Annotated in this window: 14 protein-coding genes; 10 read left to right on the top strand and 4 right to left on the bottom strand. The window is 51.9% G+C overall.

Annotated features, from left to right (window positions below; genetic code table 11):
• The first annotated feature begins 132 nt into the window (after nucleotides 1-132).
• Together ygjG and OGX98_RS11380 are read left to right on the top strand one after the other, a co-directional pair.
• Complete coding sequence (gene ygjG, locus OGX98_RS11375) at nucleotides 133-1,512, top strand: putrescine aminotransferase (protein WP_167493934.1); 1,380 nt, start codon at nucleotides 133-135, stop codon at nucleotides 1,510-1,512.
• A 225-nt stretch (nucleotides 1,513-1,737) separates the two neighbouring features.
• Entirely contained in the window at nucleotides 1,738-3,756 is a 2,019-nt protein-coding gene (locus OGX98_RS11380) for an oxidoreductase (protein ID WP_048220515.1), read from the top strand.
• 49 nt (nucleotides 3,757-3,805) lie between these two features.
• Here OGX98_RS11380 and rlmG read toward each other — a convergent pair whose 3' ends face one another.
• Nucleotides 3,806-4,942: a 23S rRNA (guanine(1835)-N(2))-methyltransferase RlmG gene (rlmG, locus tag OGX98_RS11385; RefSeq protein WP_045447841.1), complete on the bottom strand. Its 1,137-nt coding sequence runs from the start codon at nucleotides 4,940-4,942 to the stop codon at nucleotides 3,806-3,808.
• 82 nt (nucleotides 4,943-5,024) lie between these two features.
• On the opposite strand from rlmG, the gene OGX98_RS11390 reads away from it, so the two are divergent.
• The 4 genes from OGX98_RS11390 to sstT all read left to right on the top strand — a co-directional run bounded on the left by OGX98_RS11390 (nucleotide 5,025) and on the right by sstT (nucleotide 9,323).
• Nucleotides 5,025-5,525 carry a M48 metallopeptidase family protein gene (locus OGX98_RS11390; RefSeq protein ID WP_045447843.1) on the top strand — a complete coding sequence of 167 codons (501 nt, stop codon included), beginning with the start codon at nucleotides 5,025-5,027 and terminating at the stop codon, nucleotides 5,523-5,525.
• Nucleotides 5,526-5,597: 72 nt separating this feature from the next.
• Nucleotides 5,598-6,596, top strand: a complete 999-nt coding sequence (locus tag OGX98_RS11395; RefSeq protein WP_286595310.1) for a Gfo/Idh/MocA family protein — start codon at nucleotides 5,598-5,600, stop codon at nucleotides 6,594-6,596.
• A gap of 270 nt (nucleotides 6,597-6,866) precedes the next feature.
• Entirely contained in the window at nucleotides 6,867-7,835 is a 969-nt protein-coding gene (locus tag OGX98_RS11400) for a TerC family protein (protein WP_045447852.1), read from the top strand.
• A gap of 243 nt (nucleotides 7,836-8,078) precedes the next feature.
• Nucleotides 8,079-9,323 carry a serine/threonine transporter SstT gene (gene sstT, locus OGX98_RS11405; RefSeq protein ID WP_200010041.1) on the top strand — a complete coding sequence of 415 codons (1,245 nt, stop codon included), beginning with the start codon at nucleotides 8,079-8,081 and terminating at the stop codon, nucleotides 9,321-9,323.
• A 16-nt stretch (nucleotides 9,324-9,339) separates the two neighbouring features.
• On the opposite strand, the gene OGX98_RS11410 is transcribed toward sstT, so the two are convergent.
• The 3 genes from OGX98_RS11410 to uxaC form a co-directional block, all read right to left on the bottom strand.
• Entirely contained in the window at nucleotides 9,340-9,894 is a 555-nt protein-coding gene (locus OGX98_RS11410; RefSeq protein WP_048220511.1) for a YgjV family protein, read from the bottom strand.
• 206 nt (nucleotides 9,895-10,100) lie between these two features.
• Nucleotides 10,101-11,588: a UxaA family hydrolase gene (locus OGX98_RS11415; RefSeq protein WP_200010043.1), complete on the bottom strand. Its 1,488-nt coding sequence runs from the start codon at nucleotides 11,586-11,588 to the stop codon at nucleotides 10,101-10,103.
• Between the two features lie 14 nt (nucleotides 11,589-11,602).
• Complete coding sequence (gene uxaC / locus OGX98_RS11420; protein ID WP_048220509.1) at nucleotides 11,603-13,015, bottom strand: glucuronate isomerase; 1,413 nt, start codon at nucleotides 13,013-13,015, stop codon at nucleotides 11,603-11,605.
• Between the two features lie 473 nt (nucleotides 13,016-13,488).
• On the opposite strand from uxaC, the gene OGX98_RS11425 reads away from it, so the two are divergent.
• The 4 genes from OGX98_RS11425 (at nucleotide 13,489) to mzrA (ending at nucleotide 17,101) form a co-directional block, all read left to right on the top strand.
• Nucleotides 13,489-14,790, top strand: a complete 1,302-nt coding sequence (locus OGX98_RS11425; protein ID WP_045449797.1) for an MFS transporter — start codon at nucleotides 13,489-13,491, stop codon at nucleotides 14,788-14,790.
• A 134-nt stretch (nucleotides 14,791-14,924) separates the two neighbouring features.
• Nucleotides 14,925-15,701 (top strand): transcriptional regulator ExuR, encoded by a 777-nt coding sequence (gene exuR / locus OGX98_RS11430; protein WP_045447868.1) that lies wholly within the window; start codon nucleotides 14,925-14,927, stop codon nucleotides 15,699-15,701.
• A 350-nt stretch (nucleotides 15,702-16,051) separates the two neighbouring features.
• Nucleotides 16,052-16,714 (top strand): DedA family general envelope maintenance protein YqjA, encoded by a 663-nt coding sequence (gene yqjA, locus OGX98_RS11435; protein WP_045447871.1) that lies wholly within the window; start codon nucleotides 16,052-16,054, stop codon nucleotides 16,712-16,714.
• Nucleotides 16,715-16,717: 3 nt separating this feature from the next.
• Nucleotides 16,718-17,101: an EnvZ/OmpR regulon moderator MzrA gene (gene mzrA, locus OGX98_RS11440; protein ID WP_045447874.1), complete on the top strand. Its 384-nt coding sequence runs from the start codon at nucleotides 16,718-16,720 to the stop codon at nucleotides 17,099-17,101.
• The last annotated feature ends 37 nt before the right edge of the window (nucleotides 17,102-17,138 follow it).

A 17,138-nucleotide genomic window follows, 5' to 3' on the forward strand; every position in this document is an offset into this window, starting at 1 on the left:
TTGAGATTAAATGTTGCACAAGCGAGTTATTTCCTGGCGTTTATCCCGATTTTCGTTAAGCGCGCCGGGATGGCGCAATCCCTGCAATACTTAATTCAGTATCATGTGATACGCGAGCTCCGGGAGCATATTTTGAACAGGTTACCTTCCAGCGCATCGGCTCTGGCCTGCAGCGCACACGCACTGAATCTCATTGAGAAGCGAACGCTTGATCATGAGGAGATGAAAGCACTTAACCGAGAGGTGATTGATTACTTCAAAGAGCATGTTAATCCGGGGTTTTTAGAGTATCGAAAATCTGTAACTGCCGGCGGGGATTACGGAGCCGTAGAGTGGCAAGCGGGAAGCCTGAATACGCTTGTCGACACCCAGGGACAGGAGTTTGTCGATTGCCTGGGGGGTTTTGGAATTTTCAACGTGGGGCACCGTAATCCAGTAGTGGTCTCCGCCGTACAGAATCAACTCGCGAAACAACCTCTGCACAGCCAGGAATTGCTTGATCCATTACGAGCCATGCTGGCAAAAACGCTTGCCGCGCTGGCACCCGGAAAGCTGAAATACAGTTTCTTCAGCAACAGTGGGACCGAGTCAGTCGAAGCGGCACTGAAGCTGGCGAAAGCGTACCAGTCACCGCGCGGCAAATTTACGTTTGTTGCCACCAGTGGCGCTTTCCACGGAAAATCGCTGGGTTCGCTGTCCGCCACGGCTAAATCCACCTTCCGTAAACCATTTATGCCGCTGCTGCCGGGCTTCCGTCATGTTCCTTTTGGCGATACTGACGCGATGCGCACCGTACTCAGCGAGTGTAAAAAAACAGGTGACGATGTGGCTGCCGTTATTCTGGAGCCGATTCAGGGTGAAGGCGGAGTGATCCTACCGCCGCAGGGGTATTTGACCGCCGTACGTAAACTCTGCGATGAGTTTGGCGCGCTGATGATCCTCGACGAAGTACAAACAGGCATGGGGCGTACCGGTAAGATGTTCGCCTGCGAACACGAAAACGTGCAGCCCGACATCATGTGTCTGGCAAAAGCGCTGGGCGGCGGTGTAATGCCCATTGGGGCGACAATCGCGACTGAAGAGGTGTTCTCCGTTTTGTTTGATAACCCCTTCCTGCACACCACCACCTTTGGCGGCAACCCGCTTTCCTGTGCAGCGGCGCTGGCAACTATCAATGTTCTGCTGGAGCAAAATTTACCAGCCCAGGCAGAACAGAAAGGCGATATGTTGCTGGATGGCTTCCGACAGCTGGCGCGGGAATACCCGGACCTTGTGCATGACGTACGTGGGAAAGGCATGCTAATGGCGATTGAATTTGTCGATAATGAGATAGGTTACAACTTTGCCAGTGAGATGTTCCGCCAGCGGGTACTGGTGGCCGGAACACTGAATAACGCAAAGACGATCCGTATCGAACCGCCGTTAACATTAACAATCGAGCAATGCGAACTGGTAATACGATCAACGCGCAAAGCCCTGGCTGCATTACGGGTGAGCGTGGAGCAAGTGTGACAGATGCCGGATGGCGGCTACGCCTTCACCAGCCTACAGCAGCACCATACCGTAGGTCGGAGTAGATGCGTTAGTACTGCCATCCGGCAATTTCTTCGCAGGCATACGCATCTTTTTTGAATCCCATCACAATCACGCCATTCCCCTTTTCCCTTTTACGCAGCGCCAGCTAAATTAGTAACTCATCCGACCACATAACAATAATTTTACATACTGGACACCTTTATGAGCTATCCGTCGCTGTTCGCCCCGCTCGATCTGGGATTCACCACGCTTAAAAACCGTGTGCTGATGGGTTCGATGCATACCGGGCTGGAAGAGTATCCCGATGGTGCAGAACGGCTGGCCGCGTTCTACGCCGAACGCGCCCGCCACGGTGTAGCCCTGATTGTGACCGGGGGTATTGCTCCTGCATTATCTGGCGTCGGTATGGAGGGTGGCGCGACGCTGAACGATACCAGCCAGTTGCCGCACCATCGCATCATTACTGATGCCGTTCACGACGAAGGTGGCAAAATTGCGCTACAAATCCTGCATACCGGGCGCTACAGCTATCAGCCACATCTGGTCGCGCCTTCAGCCATTCAGGCCCCGATCAACCGCTTTACACCGCATGAACTGACCCATGATGAAGTTCTACAACTGATTGAGGATTTTGCTCACTGCGCGCAACTGGCGCGGGAAGCAGGTTATGACGGCGTAGAAGTGATGGGTTCGGAAGGGTATCTAATCAACGAATTCCTGACATTGCGCACCAACCAGCGTAATGACGAATGGGGAGGCGATTATACCAATCGCATGCGTTTTGCTGTGGAGGTTGTTCGGGCGGTACGCCAACGTGCCGGTAATGACTTTATTATTATCTTTCGGCTGTCGATGCTCGACCTGGTGGAAAATGGTGGAACCTTTGACGAAACGGTCCAGCTGGCGCAGGCAATAGAAGAGGCAGGTGCCACCATAATTAATACTGGTATTGGCTGGCATGAAGCACGTATACCTACCATCGCCACGCCGGTTCCACGCGGTGCTTTTAGCTGGGTGACACGTAAGCTGAAAGGCCATGTGACGATCCCATTGGTCACCACGAACCGTATCAACGATCCAACCGTGGCCGACGACATTCTGGCTCGCGGCGATGCCGATATGGTGTCGATGGCGCGTCCGTTCCTTGCCGATGCCGAACTTCTTTCAAAAGCACAAACCGGACGAGCGGATGAGATCAATACCTGTATCGGCTGCAACCAGGCCTGCCTGGATCAGATCTTCGTTGGCAAAGTCACTTCCTGCCTGGTGAACCCACGCGCTTGCCATGAAACCAAAATGCCGATCCTTCCGGCCACTCAACTGAAAAACCTGGCGGTTGTCGGTGCTGGCCCTGCGGGGCTCGCCTTTGCCATTAACGCTGCTGCACGTGGGCATCACGTGACGCTGTTCGATGCGCATGGTGAGATCGGCGGACAGTTTAATATCGCCAAACAGATCCCCGGCAAAGAAGAGTTTTATGAAACGCTGCGCTACTACCGCCGAATGATCGACGTGACCGGCGTGACGCTGAAACTGAATCATTTTGTCACCGCACACGATCTGCACGCATTTGATGAAGTGATCCTCGCCAGTGGGATCGAGCCACGCATGCCGCCGATCGACGGTATTGATCACCCAAAAGTGTTGACCTATCTTGACGTCCTGCGCGATAAAGCGCCGGTGGGCAAACGCGTCGCGATTATTGGCTGCGGTGGGATCGGTTTTGATACCGCCATGTATCTGAGCCAACCGGGCTCCCCTACCAGTCAAAATATTGCTGAATTCTGTGTGGAATGGGGGATCGACACCAGTCTGCAACAGGCAGGCGGTTTACGCCTGGAAGGGCCGCATTTATCCCGCAGCCCACGTCAGATAGTCATGTTGCAACGCAAGGCCAGTAAACCAGGACAAGGCTTAGGTAAAACAACGGGCTGGATCCATCGCGCCACCCTGCTTTCACGCGGCGTAAAAATGATCCCATCAGTGAGCTATCAAAAGATCGACGATGACGGACTGCACGTACTGATCAACGGTGAACCGCTGATCTTCGACGTGGATCATGTGGTGATCTGCGCCGGTCAGGAGCCCAAACGCGAACTGGTCGATCCGCTGAATGCGGCAGGTAAAACGGTGCATCTGATTGGCGGGTGCGATGTGGCGATGGAACTGGATGCCCGACGCGCTATTGCGCAAGGCACCAGGTTAGCGCTGGAGATTTAAGCTTTTGTCGGCCGGATACGGCATTTACGCCGCCATCCGGCACTCGAATTTAGCGGCGGCGGCCCGTTTTAACCGCTTTCAACACCACAAATTTGTTGTTAGTGGCGATGGTGACGCAGTTGCCGAAAATCTTCTTCAGCTTGTGGAAGTAATCCAGGTGGCGGTTGGCCACGATATACAGCTCACCGTTGATCTTCAGGCAGCGGCGGGCATGGTGAAACATCTCCCAGGCGATGTTATCAGTTAGCGCATGTTTCTGGTGGAACGGCGGGTTACACAGTACGGCGTTAAAACGGAAAGGTTCCACGCCAGAGAGCGCGTTGTTGATCATAAACTCACAGCGATCCAGCGCTTCAGGCATGTTGGTTTCAACGTTCAGACGGCTTGATGCCACTGCCATTGGCGATTCATCAACAAACACTACGCTCGCTTGCGGGTTTTTCTCCAGCAATGTCAGACCAATCACGCCGTTACCACAGCCGAGATCGACAATTTCGCCTTCCAGATTTTCCGGCAGATGCTCAATAAAGAAACGCGCGCCAATATCCAGTCCGGTGCGTGAAAACACGTTAGCGTGGTTGTGGATAGTCCAGTCGGTGCCTTCCAGCTTCCAGCTTAACGTTTGTGAGGCTTCAGCCAGCTCAGGATTGCTAAAGGTACAGTTGATCAGACGGGCTTTTTTCCATGCCAGCGTCGTGGTGGTTGGGCCTAGCACCTTTTCAAACAGCTCCAGCGTCGAAGTGTGGATATCACGCGCTTTCGCACCAGCGATGATCCGCGTTTGCGGCGTAACAACCTCACGCAGTGCACGCAGTTGCTGTTCCAGCAGAGCCATGGTTTTTGGCAGCTTAATCAGCACCACGCCCGGTGCTTGCGGGTATTCAGCGGTACTATCAAGAAACTTGACGCTGGATTCCGCGATATCGTTGTGACGCAGGTTTTCACGCGTCGCCAGCTCGCTTAAATAGGAGTCGCCAATGCTGTAAGGTGTATGTTCCGCTAGCGCACAGCCCAGCGCGCCGAAAGTATCATTCAGGATAATCACCGGACCGCTAATCTCGGTATCATCCAGCTGTTGCAGCAGATATTCATCTGCAGCTTCCCACGCCAGCAGCGGGTTAACGTCATCCGTTTCCGGGAAACGTTTAAGTGACAGCGAACGGAAACCGTTGTCTATGTGGCTCATCGGCCCTCCTGAATGGTAAAATTTCGGCGTATCCCTGAAAAGGGTGCGTGAGTATACACTTTTATGATTTGCGTGGACATGAATGAACCAACTAACTTATCTCCAGGGCTACCCGGAACACCTGCTGGCCCAGGTTCGCACGTTAATTAGCGAGCAGCGGCTGGGCGCAGTGCTGGAAAAACGCTATCCGGGCACACATGATTTCGCGACCGACAAAGCGCTCTGGCAATATACTCAGGATCTGAAAAGTCAGTTTCTGCGTAATGCCCCACCGCTCAATAAAGTGATGTATGACAGTAAGATCCACGTGCTAAAGAATGCGCTTGGGTTGCATACTGCAGTGTCGCGCGTACAGGGCGGCAAGCTAAAAGCCAAAGCAGAGATCCGCGTCGCAACCGTGTTTCGCACCGCTCCGGAGCCATTTCTGCGCATGATCGTCGTCCATGAACTGGCACACCTGAAAGAAAAAGAGCACGACAAAGCGTTTTACCAACTGTGCTGCCATATGGAACCTCAGTATCATCAACTGGAGTTCGATACCCGTTTGTGGTTAACGCAACAATCACTCAAGCAAACTGCGTAGTAGCGCACTGGCATTGACCGCAAGGCATGCTAAATTGGCGAAAGGATCCCTTTTCTCAGCCTGAAGGCCTTTATGATACGTTTCGCAGTGATTGGCACAAACTGGATCACCCGCCAGTTTGTGGATGCCGCCCATGAAACCGGCAAATATAAGTTAACCGCTGTTTATTCCCGTAGCCTTGAACAGGCACAAACCTTCGCCAACGATTATCTCGTCGAGCATCTGTTTACCTCACTGGAAGCGATGGCGCAAAGCGACGCGATCGACGCTGTATATATTGCCAGCCCAAATTCTCTACACTTTCCGCAGACAGAGCTGTTTCTGAAGCACAAAAAGCATGTGATTTGCGAAAAACCGCTGGCATCAAATCTGACTGAAGTCGATGCCGCAATCGCCTGCGCGCGCGAAAATCAGGTCGTGCTGTTTGAAGCGTTCAAGACCGCCAGCCTGCCCAATTTCCTGCAGTTGCAGCAATCCCTGCCAAAGGTGGGAAAAATCAGGAAGGCGTTTATCAATTACTGCCAGTACTCGTCGCGCTACCAGCGTTACCTGGACGGTGAAAATCCGAACACGTTTAATCCGGCGTTCTCTAATGGCTCGATTATGGATATCGGTTTTTACTGTCTGGCCTCAGCGATTGCGCTTTGGGGTGAGCCACAAAGTGTGCAGGCCAGCGCCAGTCTGCTGGATAGCGGCGTCGATGCCCACGGCGTTGTGGTAATGAACTACGGTGATTTTAGCGTCACCTTGCAGCATTCCAAAGTGAGCGACTCTGTGCTGGACAGTGAAATTCAGGGCGAATCGGGATCTCTGGTTATTGAGAAAATCTCTGAGTGCCAGAAGGTGTGCTTTGTTCCACGTGGCGGTAAAACGCAGGATCTTACTGTGCCTCAACACATCAATACTATGCTTTATGAGGCAGAGGTTTTTGCTCATCTGGTAGAAACTGGCGAAGTGGATCACCCGGCACTGGCCGTCAGCCGTATTACCGCTAAACTGCAAACGGAAATTCGTCGTCAGACTGGCGTCATCTTCCCTGCAGACCATGCGGATACATCGCTGACTGCGTAAAATTATGTAAAACAGATGTTACAGGCCATTGACTGAATACGTGGCCTGTAATACTTTGTTACCCGCAAAGGGGAGTAACTTCGTTGTCGGTTGATCGTCATTACGATGTGTGAAAAACCACATCCGGTCACCGGGCGATAACAAAGGAATACGCTACCGTATTCCTTTGTTGTTGTAAGTGAGACCTTGCCGAATGGCAAGGTCTATGCATAAAAAGCAGCGGCTAACGTCATTCGGCGTTGGCCGTTTTTTTATGCATGGGGAAATATAATGAATACTGTCGGCACACCGTTGTTATGGGGTGGCTTCGCTGTTGTGGTGGTGATTATGCTGGCCATCGACCTGCTGCTGCAGGGCCGTCGTGGCGCGCATACGATGTCAATGAAGCAGGCGGCTGTCTGGTCAATCGTCTGGGTAACACTGTCGTTACTGTTTAACGCCGCATTCTGGTGGTATCTGGCTGAAACCCAGGGCCGTGCCGTCGCCGATCCACAGGCTCTGGCGTTCCTTACCGGCTATTTGATCGAGAAATCGCTGGCGGTTGATAACGTCTTTGTCTGGCTGATGCTGTTCAGTTACTTCTCCGTACCGCCGGCGCTACAACGTCGGGTACTGGTCTATGGTGTACTGGGCGCGATTGTCCTGCGTACGATTATGATCTTCGCCGGCAGCTGGCTTATCGCCCAATTCGAATGGCTACTGTATGTGTTCGGTGCGTTCCTGCTGTTTACCGGTGTGAAAATGGCGCTGGCAAAAGAGGATGCTTCCGGCATTGGCGACAGACCGTTAGTTCGCTGGCTGCGCGGTCATTTACGCATGACCGATACCATCGAGAACGAGCATTTCTTCGTACGTAAAAACGGCCTGCTGTTCGTAACGCCGCTGATGCTGGTACTGATTCTGGTTGAGCTGAGCGATGTGATTTTTGCCGTCGACAGTATTCCAGCCATCTTTGCCGTCACCACGGACCCGTTCATCGTGCTGACCTCTAACCTGTTTGCGATCCTTGGTCTGCGCGCAATGTACTTCCTACTGGCTGGTGTGGCGGAGCGTTTCTCCATGCTGAAATACGGTCTGTCTGTCATTCTGGTATTTATCGGTATCAAGATGCTGATCGTTGATTTCTACCATATCCCTATCGCTATCTCGTTAGGCGTGGTGTTCGGTATTCTGTTTGTGACGCTGATTGTAAATGCGTGGGTCAACCACCAGCACGATAAAAAACAGCAAATGCAGTAACGTTCATCCAGCTTTCTGACAAGGCCCGACGCGCACTATACGCGTCGGGCTTTTTGTTTAACATGTCATCAAAATGTTAATTCAAAGTTATAAAATATGATCTCGCCGCGAAATCAAGGATAATTCTCTTCCGCAACCTCTTTCTTTCCTTATACTCAGCTATGCAAACATTTGCCTCATTCTGAAAGATGCGTCGACTGAACGCACAAAGACCGGGCAACAACACAATGAAAGGATTATGAAATGACTACGCAACGTTCATCGGGGCTGATCTCGCGTTTGGCGCAAGGGAGCCTGGTTAAACAAATTTTGGTGGGTTTAATACTGGGGATTTTGCTGGCGCTGATCTCAAAACCATCGGCAGAAGCCGCTGGCTTATTAGGAACTCTGTTCGTCGGCGCATTAAAAGCCGTCGCCCCAATCCTGGTTCTGATGCTGGTAATGGCCTCTATCGCTAACCACCAGCATGGACAAAAAACCAATATCCGTCCCATTCTGTTTCTCTACCTGCTCGGTACATTTTCTGCGGCATTAGCCGCCGTCGTGTTCAGCTTCGCTTTCCCGTCCACACTGCATCTTTCCAGTAGTGCGAACGATATTGTGCCGCCATCAGGTATTGTCGAAGTCATGCGTGGTCTGTTGATGAGCATGGTTTCTAACCCGATTGATGCTCTGCTCAACGCGAACTATATCGGTATTCTGGTATGGGCTGTCGGGCTGGGTTTTGCACTGCGCCACGGTAATGACACGACCAAAAATCTCGTCAACGATATGTCCAATGCCGTTACTTTTATGGTGAAACTGGTGATTCGTTTCGCGCCGATCGGGATTTTTGGTCTGGTTTCTTCCACTCTGGCAACCACCGGTTTTGCAACGCTTTGGGGCTACGCACAACTGCTGGCCGTGCTGGTCGGGTGTATGTTGTTGGTGGCGCTGGTAATTAACCCGCTGCTGGTGTTCTGGAAAATTCGCCGTAACCCATACCCGCTGGTACTGGCTTGTCTGCGTGAAAGCGGTGTTTATGCATTCTTCACCCGCAGTTCAGCCGCCAATATTCCGGTGAATATGGCGCTGTGCGAGAAGCTGAATCTGGACCGGGATACCTACTCTGTTTCTATCCCGCTCGGGGCAACCATCAATATGGCGGGGGCAGCAATTACCATCACCGTCCTGACGCTGGCGGCGGTCAATACGCTGGGGATCCCTGTTGATTTACCGACAGCATTGTTACTTAGCGTGGTGGCTTCACTCTGTGCCTGTGGCGCATCAGGCGTGGCGGGTGGTTCTCTGCTGCTGATCCCACTGGCGTGCAATATGTTTGGTATCCCAAATGATATCGCCATGCAGGTGGTTGCCGTCGGTTTTATCATCGGTGTATTGCAGGACTCCTGTGAAACCGCACTGAACTCATCAACAGATGTATTGTTTACCGCCGCAGCTTGCCAGGCTGAAGACGAGCGTCTGGCAAACAACGCCCTGCGTGGCTAACCTCTCCTCCCCTCCGTCATCGTGCGGAGGGGTTTTCTTGCTGTACGCTTTTTTCAATTTTGAAGGGATCGATTCCGCGTTTTTGCATGCGTCTGAAACGAATAATGTTCAGGCCGTTCATCACCAGAAAACTTCCTTCAATCATCGTGCCGCCAATTGATCCCAGCCAGAAATTGTGAATAACCCAGCAGGCTGTTGCGCACCACATGACACAGCGGACGGTTAAACCTTTACAGCGAAACAGCGCCCAGGTGCTGGCCAGCGTACCGACAATAGGGAGAAGCTCCATTGCGTGCTGTAATTTCGCCAGCCCCAGAACCAGCGTAAGGATAATGAAAAGGGTCATCACCCACAGTTTACGGGTACGCATCGAGACAAGCGTTCGAATGGTGTTAAGCTCTGCACTCATCCCCGCCGGATACGCTCCCATCAGGAAGAAATGCACGCCGATAGTGGCACTATAGACAGCAAGCTGCAGCCTGAATCGGCGCTCATCGCGGTTGAAGAAAGTGGTAATGCCGATCAGAAAGGCGATGACACCTACGCCCTGGGCCAGCCAATACGCGGTCATGGAAGATCCTTGTCAGGAAACACAAAAACAAACGGCGCTCCATATTATGAAACGCCGTTTTTTTAATCCAGTCGAGATTAATTACCCAAAAGATTTCGTTCTACCTCAAGGTGGCAAGTTCAGGTATCCCCCGGAGCTTACTGAAGTAAGTGACCGGGGTGAGTGAACAGAGCCAACACCATCGTGGTGCGAAAGATGAAGGATAATTACAGCGTTACGCCACTCTTAAAGATAGCCAGCTCACGGAAGTCATTACGCTCGTTACAGGTCTGTTTGCCGTTAGCAAACTCAACGATCGTGTCGACAAACTCGTTCAGCAACTGAGGCATGGCCTTACCGTGGATAAGTTGTCCGGCGTCAAAATCAATCCAGTGCTTTTTCTTCGCAGCCAGCTCACTGTTAGTGGCGATTTTTACCGTTGGAACAAAACCACCGTAAGGCGTACCGCGACCAGTGCTGAACAACACCATATGACAGCCTGCGCCCGCCAGTGCGCTGGTCGCAACGGCATCATTGCCCGGAGCACTTAACAGATTCAGGCCGTGTGTTTTAAGACGTTCGCCGTAACGCAGTACATCCACGACTTTACTGGAACCCGCTTTCTGGGTGCAGCCCAGCGATTTATCTTCCAGCGTGGTAATCCCACCCGCCTTGTTACCCGGCGATGGGTTCTCATAGATCGGCTGGTTGTGGGCAATGAAGTACTGTTTGAAGTCATTGACCATCATCACCAGCTTCTCGAAGGTCGCCTCGTCGCGGCAATGATCCATCAGCAGTTGCTCAGCACCGAACATTTCCGGCACTTCGGTCAGTACAGTCGTACCGCCGTTAGCAATGACGTAGTCGGAAAAACGCCCCAGCATCGGGTTAGCGGTAATGCCAGACAAGCCGTCCGACCCGCCGCACTCCAGACCAAACTTCAGCTCGCCCAGTTTACCCGGCTCGCGCTTATCATTACGCATCACGTTGTACAACTGACGAAGATGTTCGATCCCGGCTTCCACTTCATCTTCCTGATGTTGGCAGACCATGAAATGGACGCGCTCTGGATCGAACTCGCCCAGCGTTTCACGGAAGGCATCAACCTGGTTGTTTTCACAACCAAGGCCAACCACCAGCACCGCGCCCGCGTTCGGATGACGCACCATATTTTGCAGCATAGTACGGGTGTTAATATGATCATCGCCCAGTTGCGAACAGCCGTAGGTATGACTAAAGAGATGAACCCCGTCAATGCCTTCAGCATCGTTAGTCTCTTTCAGGAAACGAGTTTGCATCTGACGCGCCATGGCGTTGACACAGCCAACAGTCGGCAGGATCCACAGTTCGTTACGCACCCCGACATCGCCATTGGCCCGGCGGTAGATCTGCACATCGCGATCCGCCGGTTGTTCTTCTGGCTCCTGAAAGTCGGGTTGATAGCTGTATTCATCCAGATCGCTCAGATTGGTACGCGTATTGTGAGCATGAATATGCTCACCCGCTGCGATATCCGCCAGAGCATGGCCGATCGGCAAGCCGTATTTAATGACGTTCTCACCCTGCGCAATATCGCTCAGTGCAAATTTATGTCCACGTACAACATCCTGTCGTAGCGTTACGGTATGGTTATCGACACTTACCTGCGTACCTTGCGCCAGGTCTGCCAGCGCGACCGCAACGTTATCCAACGTATGGATCTTGATGTATTGCATATCAACCCCGGACCTTAGTTCAGTTCAATGGCGAAGTAGTCGCGCGCATTGTTGAAGCAGATATTTCTGACCATTTCACCCAGCAACTGGATATCTGCCGGAGCTTCACCAGCGGCAACCCAACGACCAATCATCTGGCACAGGATGCGGCGGAAATACTCATGGCGTGTGTATGACAGGAAGCTACGGCTGTCAGTCAGCATGCCGACAAAGCGGCTCAGCAGGCCGAGCTGGGCCAGTTGCGTCATCTGACGCTCCATCCCGTCTTTCTGATCGTTAAACCACCATCCGGAACCGAACTGCATTTTGCCCGGCATACCTTCACCCTGGAAGTTACCAATCATAGTGCCGAGCACTTCGTTATCGCGCGGGTTCAGGCAGTACAGGATCGTTTTGGGCAGCAGGTTTTCTTCGTTCTGCTTGCTCAGCAGTTTGGAGAGTTCTTCTGCAACAGGACGATCATTGATGGAGTCAAAGCCTACATCCGGCCCCAGCAGTTTGAACTGACGCAAGTTGTTATTACGCAGCGCGCCAATGTGGTACTGCTGTACCCAACCGCGGCGTGCATACTCAGCGCCAAGGAACACCAGTACAGCCGTTTTAAACTGAGCCACTTCATGCTCGCTCAGGGTTTCACCCGCCAGGCGACGGGCCAGAATGCTATCCAGTTCGGATTCGTTAGATTCCGCAAACAGCACCACGTCGAGGGCGTGGTCGGACACTTTACAGCCGTGAGCAGCAAAGTGATCCAGACGTTTAGTCAACGCGGTCTGCAGATCGGTAAAGCGGCGAATGTCAGTGTCAGACACTTCACCCAGCTTCGCCATATAGTCGTTAAAGGTCGCCTGTTCAATATTGAAGGCTTTATCCGGACGCCAGCTCGGCAGCACTTTGATAGCAAAGGTGCTGTCTTTTGCGACTGAGGCGTGATGCTCCAGCGAGTCAATCGGATCGTCGGTGGTACCCACCATTTTCACGTTCATCTGCTGCATGATACCGCGCGCGGAAAATTTATCCTGCGCCAGCAATTCATTGCATTGATTCCAGATTTCATCCGCCGTAGCAGGTGAAAGCAGCTTACCTGTAATACCAAATGGACGGCGCAGTTCAAGATGCGTCCAGTGGTAGAGCGGGTTACCAATAGTGTGCGGCACCGTTGCGGCCCAGGCATCAAACTTTTCACGATCGGACGCATCGCCGGTACACAGGCGTTCAGCGACGCCGTTGGTACGCATAGCACGCCATTTATAGTGGTCGCCCTTCAGCCAGATGTCATACAGGTTGTTGAAACGGTAGTTTTCCGCGATTTGTTGCGGCGGCAAATGGCAGTGGTAATCGAAGATTGGCTGGTCTTTAGCGTAATCATGATAGAGACGGCGGGCAAATTCGGTATCCAGCAGAAAATCTTCAGTCATAAACGGGGTCATTATCGTCTTCCTCTCAGCGAGTGCGTCAGATTGCTTATGTTTTGATGTTGTCAAAGTTATCACACCAATTTCCATATACTGAAGATATTTTCGTGAGTTAGATCAACTAATGATGACAAAAAAATTACTCTCAAAGAGGTAAATCGTGCGCCAGACCGCTCCAGCACTGGCTTTGCTGAATCGAAATAATGACCACACGAAGATTCACACTTTTGTGATGGCACTCACCTTTTAAAGCTGTATGACAAGTTATCTTTTTGCCGTCGCAATACATAAGCCGACGGAATGCAAATTACCGATGGTCCACCATCGGATTGACCGGTACGGAAACCGAATTAGCAAGATTATTTACATGGCAAAGTTCGGGGAGTACCGGTTTTTATCGGTTACGCCCTTCGTAAAAGAACATCCTCCGCCCTACACAGGAAGATGACCGCGCTTCTTGCGGAAATAACAAAACGATGAGGTTTTACATGCGTAAAATTAAAGGGTTACGTTGGTACATGATAGCACTGGTGACGCTTGGCACCGTGCTGGGTTATCTGACGCGTAACACTGTGGCGGCAGCTGCGCCAACTCTGATGGAAGAGTTACACATCTCCACTCAACAGTACTCCTATATCATCGCAGCGTATTCTGCTGCTTACACCGTTATGCAACCCGTCGCTGGCTATGTTCTGGATGTACTCGGGACAAAAGTGGGCTACGCGATGTTCGCCGTTCTGTGGGCCGTCTTCTGTGGTGCAACTGCACTGGCCGGAAGCTGGGGTGGTCTGGCACTCGCGCGAGGCGCTGTCGGCGCCGCTGAAGCCGCGATGATCCCTGCGGGTCTGAAAGCCAGCTCTGAATGGTTCCCTGCTAAAGAGCGTTCTATTGCAGTTGGTTACTTTAACGTCGGATCTTCTATTGGTGCGATGATCGCTCCGCCGCTGGTAGTCTGGGCGATTGTCATGCACAGCTGGCAGATGGCGTTCATTATCTCTGGTGTTCTGAGCTTCATCTGGGCCATGTCCTGGCTTGTCTTCTATAAACATCCTCGCGATCAGAAAAAACTGTCTGATGAAGAGCGCGATTACATCCTCAACGGTCAGGAATCACAGCATAAAAACAGCACCGCGAAGAAAATGTCGCTCGGCCAGATCCTACGTAACCGTCAGTTCTGGGGTATTGCGCTGCCGCGTTTTCTGGCAGAACCAGCCTGGGGTACCTTTAACGCCTGGATCCCACTGTTCATGTTTAAAGTCTACGGCTTTAACCTGAAAGAGATTGCGATGTTCGCCTGGATGCCAATGCTGTTTGCCGATCTGGGTTGTATCGTCGGGGGATATTTGCCGCCGCTGTTCCAGCGCTGGTTCGGTGTGAACCTGATCGTTTCACGTAAAATGGTCGTCACCATGGGGGCATTCCTCATGATTGGCCCAGGGATGATTGGTCTGTTCACCAGCCCGTACGTTGCTATCGCCCTGCTGTGCGTCGGCGGTTTTGCTCACCAGGCACTGTCCGGTGCGCTGATTACCCTCTCTTCTGACGTGTTTGGCCGTAATGAAGTGGCAACCGCGAATGGTCTGACCGGTATGTCTGCCTGGCTTGCGAGTACCCTGTTTGCGCTGGTCGTTGGCGCCCTGGCTGACACCATTGGCTTTAGCCCACTGTTTGCCGTGCTGGCAGTATTTGACCTGCTCGGTGCGCTGGTTATCTGGACGGTGTTGCAAAACAAACCGGCCAGCGAGATAGACTCGGGGCCACAAACTAACAACCCCGCGACGCAAAGTTAACCTGACGCTTTTTAGCAAGGTTATAAATTGCAAAGCCGCCAGCTAACTGGCGGCTTTTTTATCGTCGCGAGTAGAGCCATAGTCGCAAAAGTGGTATAACAAATATAGTCTGCCGTATCATGCCTGGAGCGCATATGGAAATCACCGAACCACGACGTTTGTATCAACAACTTGCTGCTGATCTTAAAGAACGCATTGAGCAGGGCGTCTATCTGGTGGGCGATAAACTTCCCGCCGAGCGCTTTATCGCCGATGAAAAAAATGTCAGCCGCACCGTGGTCCGTGAAGCCATCATCATGCTCGAGGTTGAAGGCTACGTTGAAGTGCGTAAAGGGTCGGGGATCCACGTCATCTCTAACCAGCCAAAACACTATGTCGCGCCGGATGAAAGCCTGGAGTTTGCCAGCTATGGTCCCTTTGAGCTTCTCCAGGCTCGCCAGCTCATTGAGAGCAACATTGCTGAGTTTGCCGCGACCCAGGTGACCAAGCAGGACATCATGAAACTGGTGGAAATCCAGGAGAAGTCGCGTAACGAGAAAAGCTTCCGTGACTCTGAGTGGGATCTCCAGTTCCATGTGCAGGTCGCGCTGGCAACGCAGAACACCGCTCTGGCCGCCATTGTTGAAAAGATGTGGACTCAGCGCGTACACAACCCCTACTGGAAGAAATTGCACGATCACATCGATCTCCGCACGGTAGATAACTGGTGTGATGACCATGACCAGATCCTGCGGGCATTAATCCGTAAAGATCCTCATGCGGCCAAACTGGCGATGTGGCAACACCTTGAGAACACGAAGCAGATGCTGTTCAACGAAACCAGCGATGATTTTGAATTCAACGCTGACCGTTATCTTTTCACGGAAAATCCGGTCGTTCATCTGGATACCGCCGCGAACGCAGCAAAATAAACGCTCTTATATTCACAGGCGCATCAGGGCGGTGCCTGTGAATAACGCTCGGTAAGCATTAGGTATAAAGTGTCAGCCTGTGTAAATCCTCTCGCCACCCTCCTTTGCGATAAGCAAAATCAGAGTTCAACGACCGTAATTTCTATAACGGACTACGTTGACCTTTGTTACAATTAAAAGCGTTTTGAATTTTTGTGTGTTAGTGCTTGCTTACTTCACAACTTAACAGGGAACAGTTCAGGCCGTGAATTTGTGTCAGACCGCGCCCCATGTAAAAACATTAATAAAATTGCGGCATTACAAACTCCAGACAACCGGCGTGACGACAACCGATTCTCCAGGAATACTGAATGGAACTACTGACTCAATTACTGAATGCCTTGTGGGCTCAGGATTTTGAAACTCTGGCCAATCCCTCTATGATTGGTATGCTGTATTTTGTCCTGTTTACAATTTTGTTTCTGGAAAACGGGCTGCTTCCTGCGGCCTTTTTACCTGGTGACAGTTTACTGGTACTGGTCGGCGTGCTTATTGCCAAAGGAGCAATGGGCTTTCCGCAAACTGTACTGCTACTTACTACCGCGGCCAGCCTCGGCTGTTGGGTTAGCTATATACAGGGACGGTGGTTGGGTAACACCCGTATCGTACAGAACTGGCTTTCTCATCTTCCCGCCCATTACCATCAACGTGCGCATCACCTTTTCCACAAACATGGCCTGTCTGCGCTGTTGGTGGGCCGTTTTATTGCCTTTGTCAGAACGTTACTGCCGACCATTGCAGGATTGTCAGGCCTGAATAATGCACGTTTTCAGTTCTTCAACTGGATGAGCGGGCTGTTGTGGGTGCTCATCCTGACATCGTTGGGTTATCTGCTGGGCAAAACACCGGTTTTCCTCAAGTACGAAGATCAGCTCATGTCATGCCTGATGCTGCTTCCGGTTGTTTTACTGGTGTTTGGTCTGGCAGGTTCACTGGTTGTGCTATGGAAGAAGAAATACGGGAACCGAGGGTAAATTATGCTGAAACCACGCATAACACTTCGACGGCTGGCCTGGACAACCACCTTTATCTTGTTTGTAGGCGGGCTGATCCTGACCTGGTCAGCCATTCGTCATCAGGAATCGACACTCGCCATTCGCGCCGTTAACCAGGGCGCCAGCATCCCTGACGGTTTCTCCATCTGGCATCATCTTGATGCTAACGGAATTCGTTTTAAAAGTATCACTCCACAGAAAGACGCGCTGCTGATCACCTTTGATTCCAGCGCGCAAAGTGCAGCAGCTAAGGTCGTGCTGGACAGAACATTACCGCATGGCTTCGTCATCGCTCAGCAGGATGATGGCAATCAGGCAGTGCAGTGGTTGTCGCGCTTACGTGATAATCCGCATCGTTTTGGTTAACTTCCAGGAATCTGAATTATATCACTCACTTTGGTGA

It is taken from the genome of Citrobacter sp. Cm046 (genome assembly GCF_030333065.1).
Taxonomy (GTDB): domain Bacteria; phylum Pseudomonadota; class Gammaproteobacteria; order Enterobacterales; family Enterobacteriaceae; genus Citrobacter; species Citrobacter murliniae.

Excerpts from the sequence above, each read along its gene's own strand:
- OGX98_RS11425 (WP_045449797.1), top strand. The coding sequence starts at position 13,489 with ATGCGTAAAATTAAAGGGTTACGTTGGTACATGATAGCACTGGTGACG.
- exuR (WP_045447868.1), top strand. The coding sequence starts at position 14,925 with ATGGAAATCACCGAACCACGACGTTTGTATCAACAACTTGCTGCTGAT.
- mzrA (WP_045447874.1), top strand. The coding sequence starts at position 16,718 with ATGCTGAAACCACGCATAACACTTCGACGGCTGGCCTGGACAACCACC.
- OGX98_RS11395 (WP_286595310.1), top strand. The coding sequence starts at position 5,598 with ATGATACGTTTCGCAGTGATTGGCACAAACTGGATCACCCGCCAGTTT.
- sstT (WP_200010041.1), top strand. The coding sequence starts at position 8,079 with ATGACTACGCAACGTTCATCGGGGCTGATCTCGCGTTTGGCGCAAGGG.
- OGX98_RS11380 (WP_048220515.1), top strand. The coding sequence starts at position 1,738 with ATGAGCTATCCGTCGCTGTTCGCCCCGCTCGATCTGGGATTCACCACG.
- OGX98_RS11390 (WP_045447843.1), top strand. The coding sequence starts at position 5,025 with ATGAACCAACTAACTTATCTCCAGGGCTACCCGGAACACCTGCTGGCC.
- OGX98_RS11400 (WP_045447852.1), top strand. The coding sequence starts at position 6,867 with ATGAATACTGTCGGCACACCGTTGTTATGGGGTGGCTTCGCTGTTGTG.
- OGX98_RS11415 (WP_200010043.1), bottom strand. The coding sequence starts at position 11,588 with ATGCAATACATCAAGATCCATACGTTGGATAACGTTGCGGTCGCGCTG.
- yqjA (WP_045447871.1), top strand. The coding sequence starts at position 16,052 with ATGGAACTACTGACTCAATTACTGAATGCCTTGTGGGCTCAGGATTTT.
- OGX98_RS11410 (WP_048220511.1), bottom strand. The coding sequence starts at position 9,894 with ATGACCGCGTATTGGCTGGCCCAGGGCGTAGGTGTCATCGCCTTTCTG.
- rlmG (WP_045447841.1), bottom strand. The coding sequence starts at position 4,942 with ATGAGCCACATAGACAACGGTTTCCGTTCGCTGTCACTTAAACGTTTC.
- uxaC (WP_048220509.1), bottom strand. The coding sequence starts at position 13,015 with ATGACCCCGTTTATGACTGAAGATTTTCTGCTGGATACCGAATTTGCC.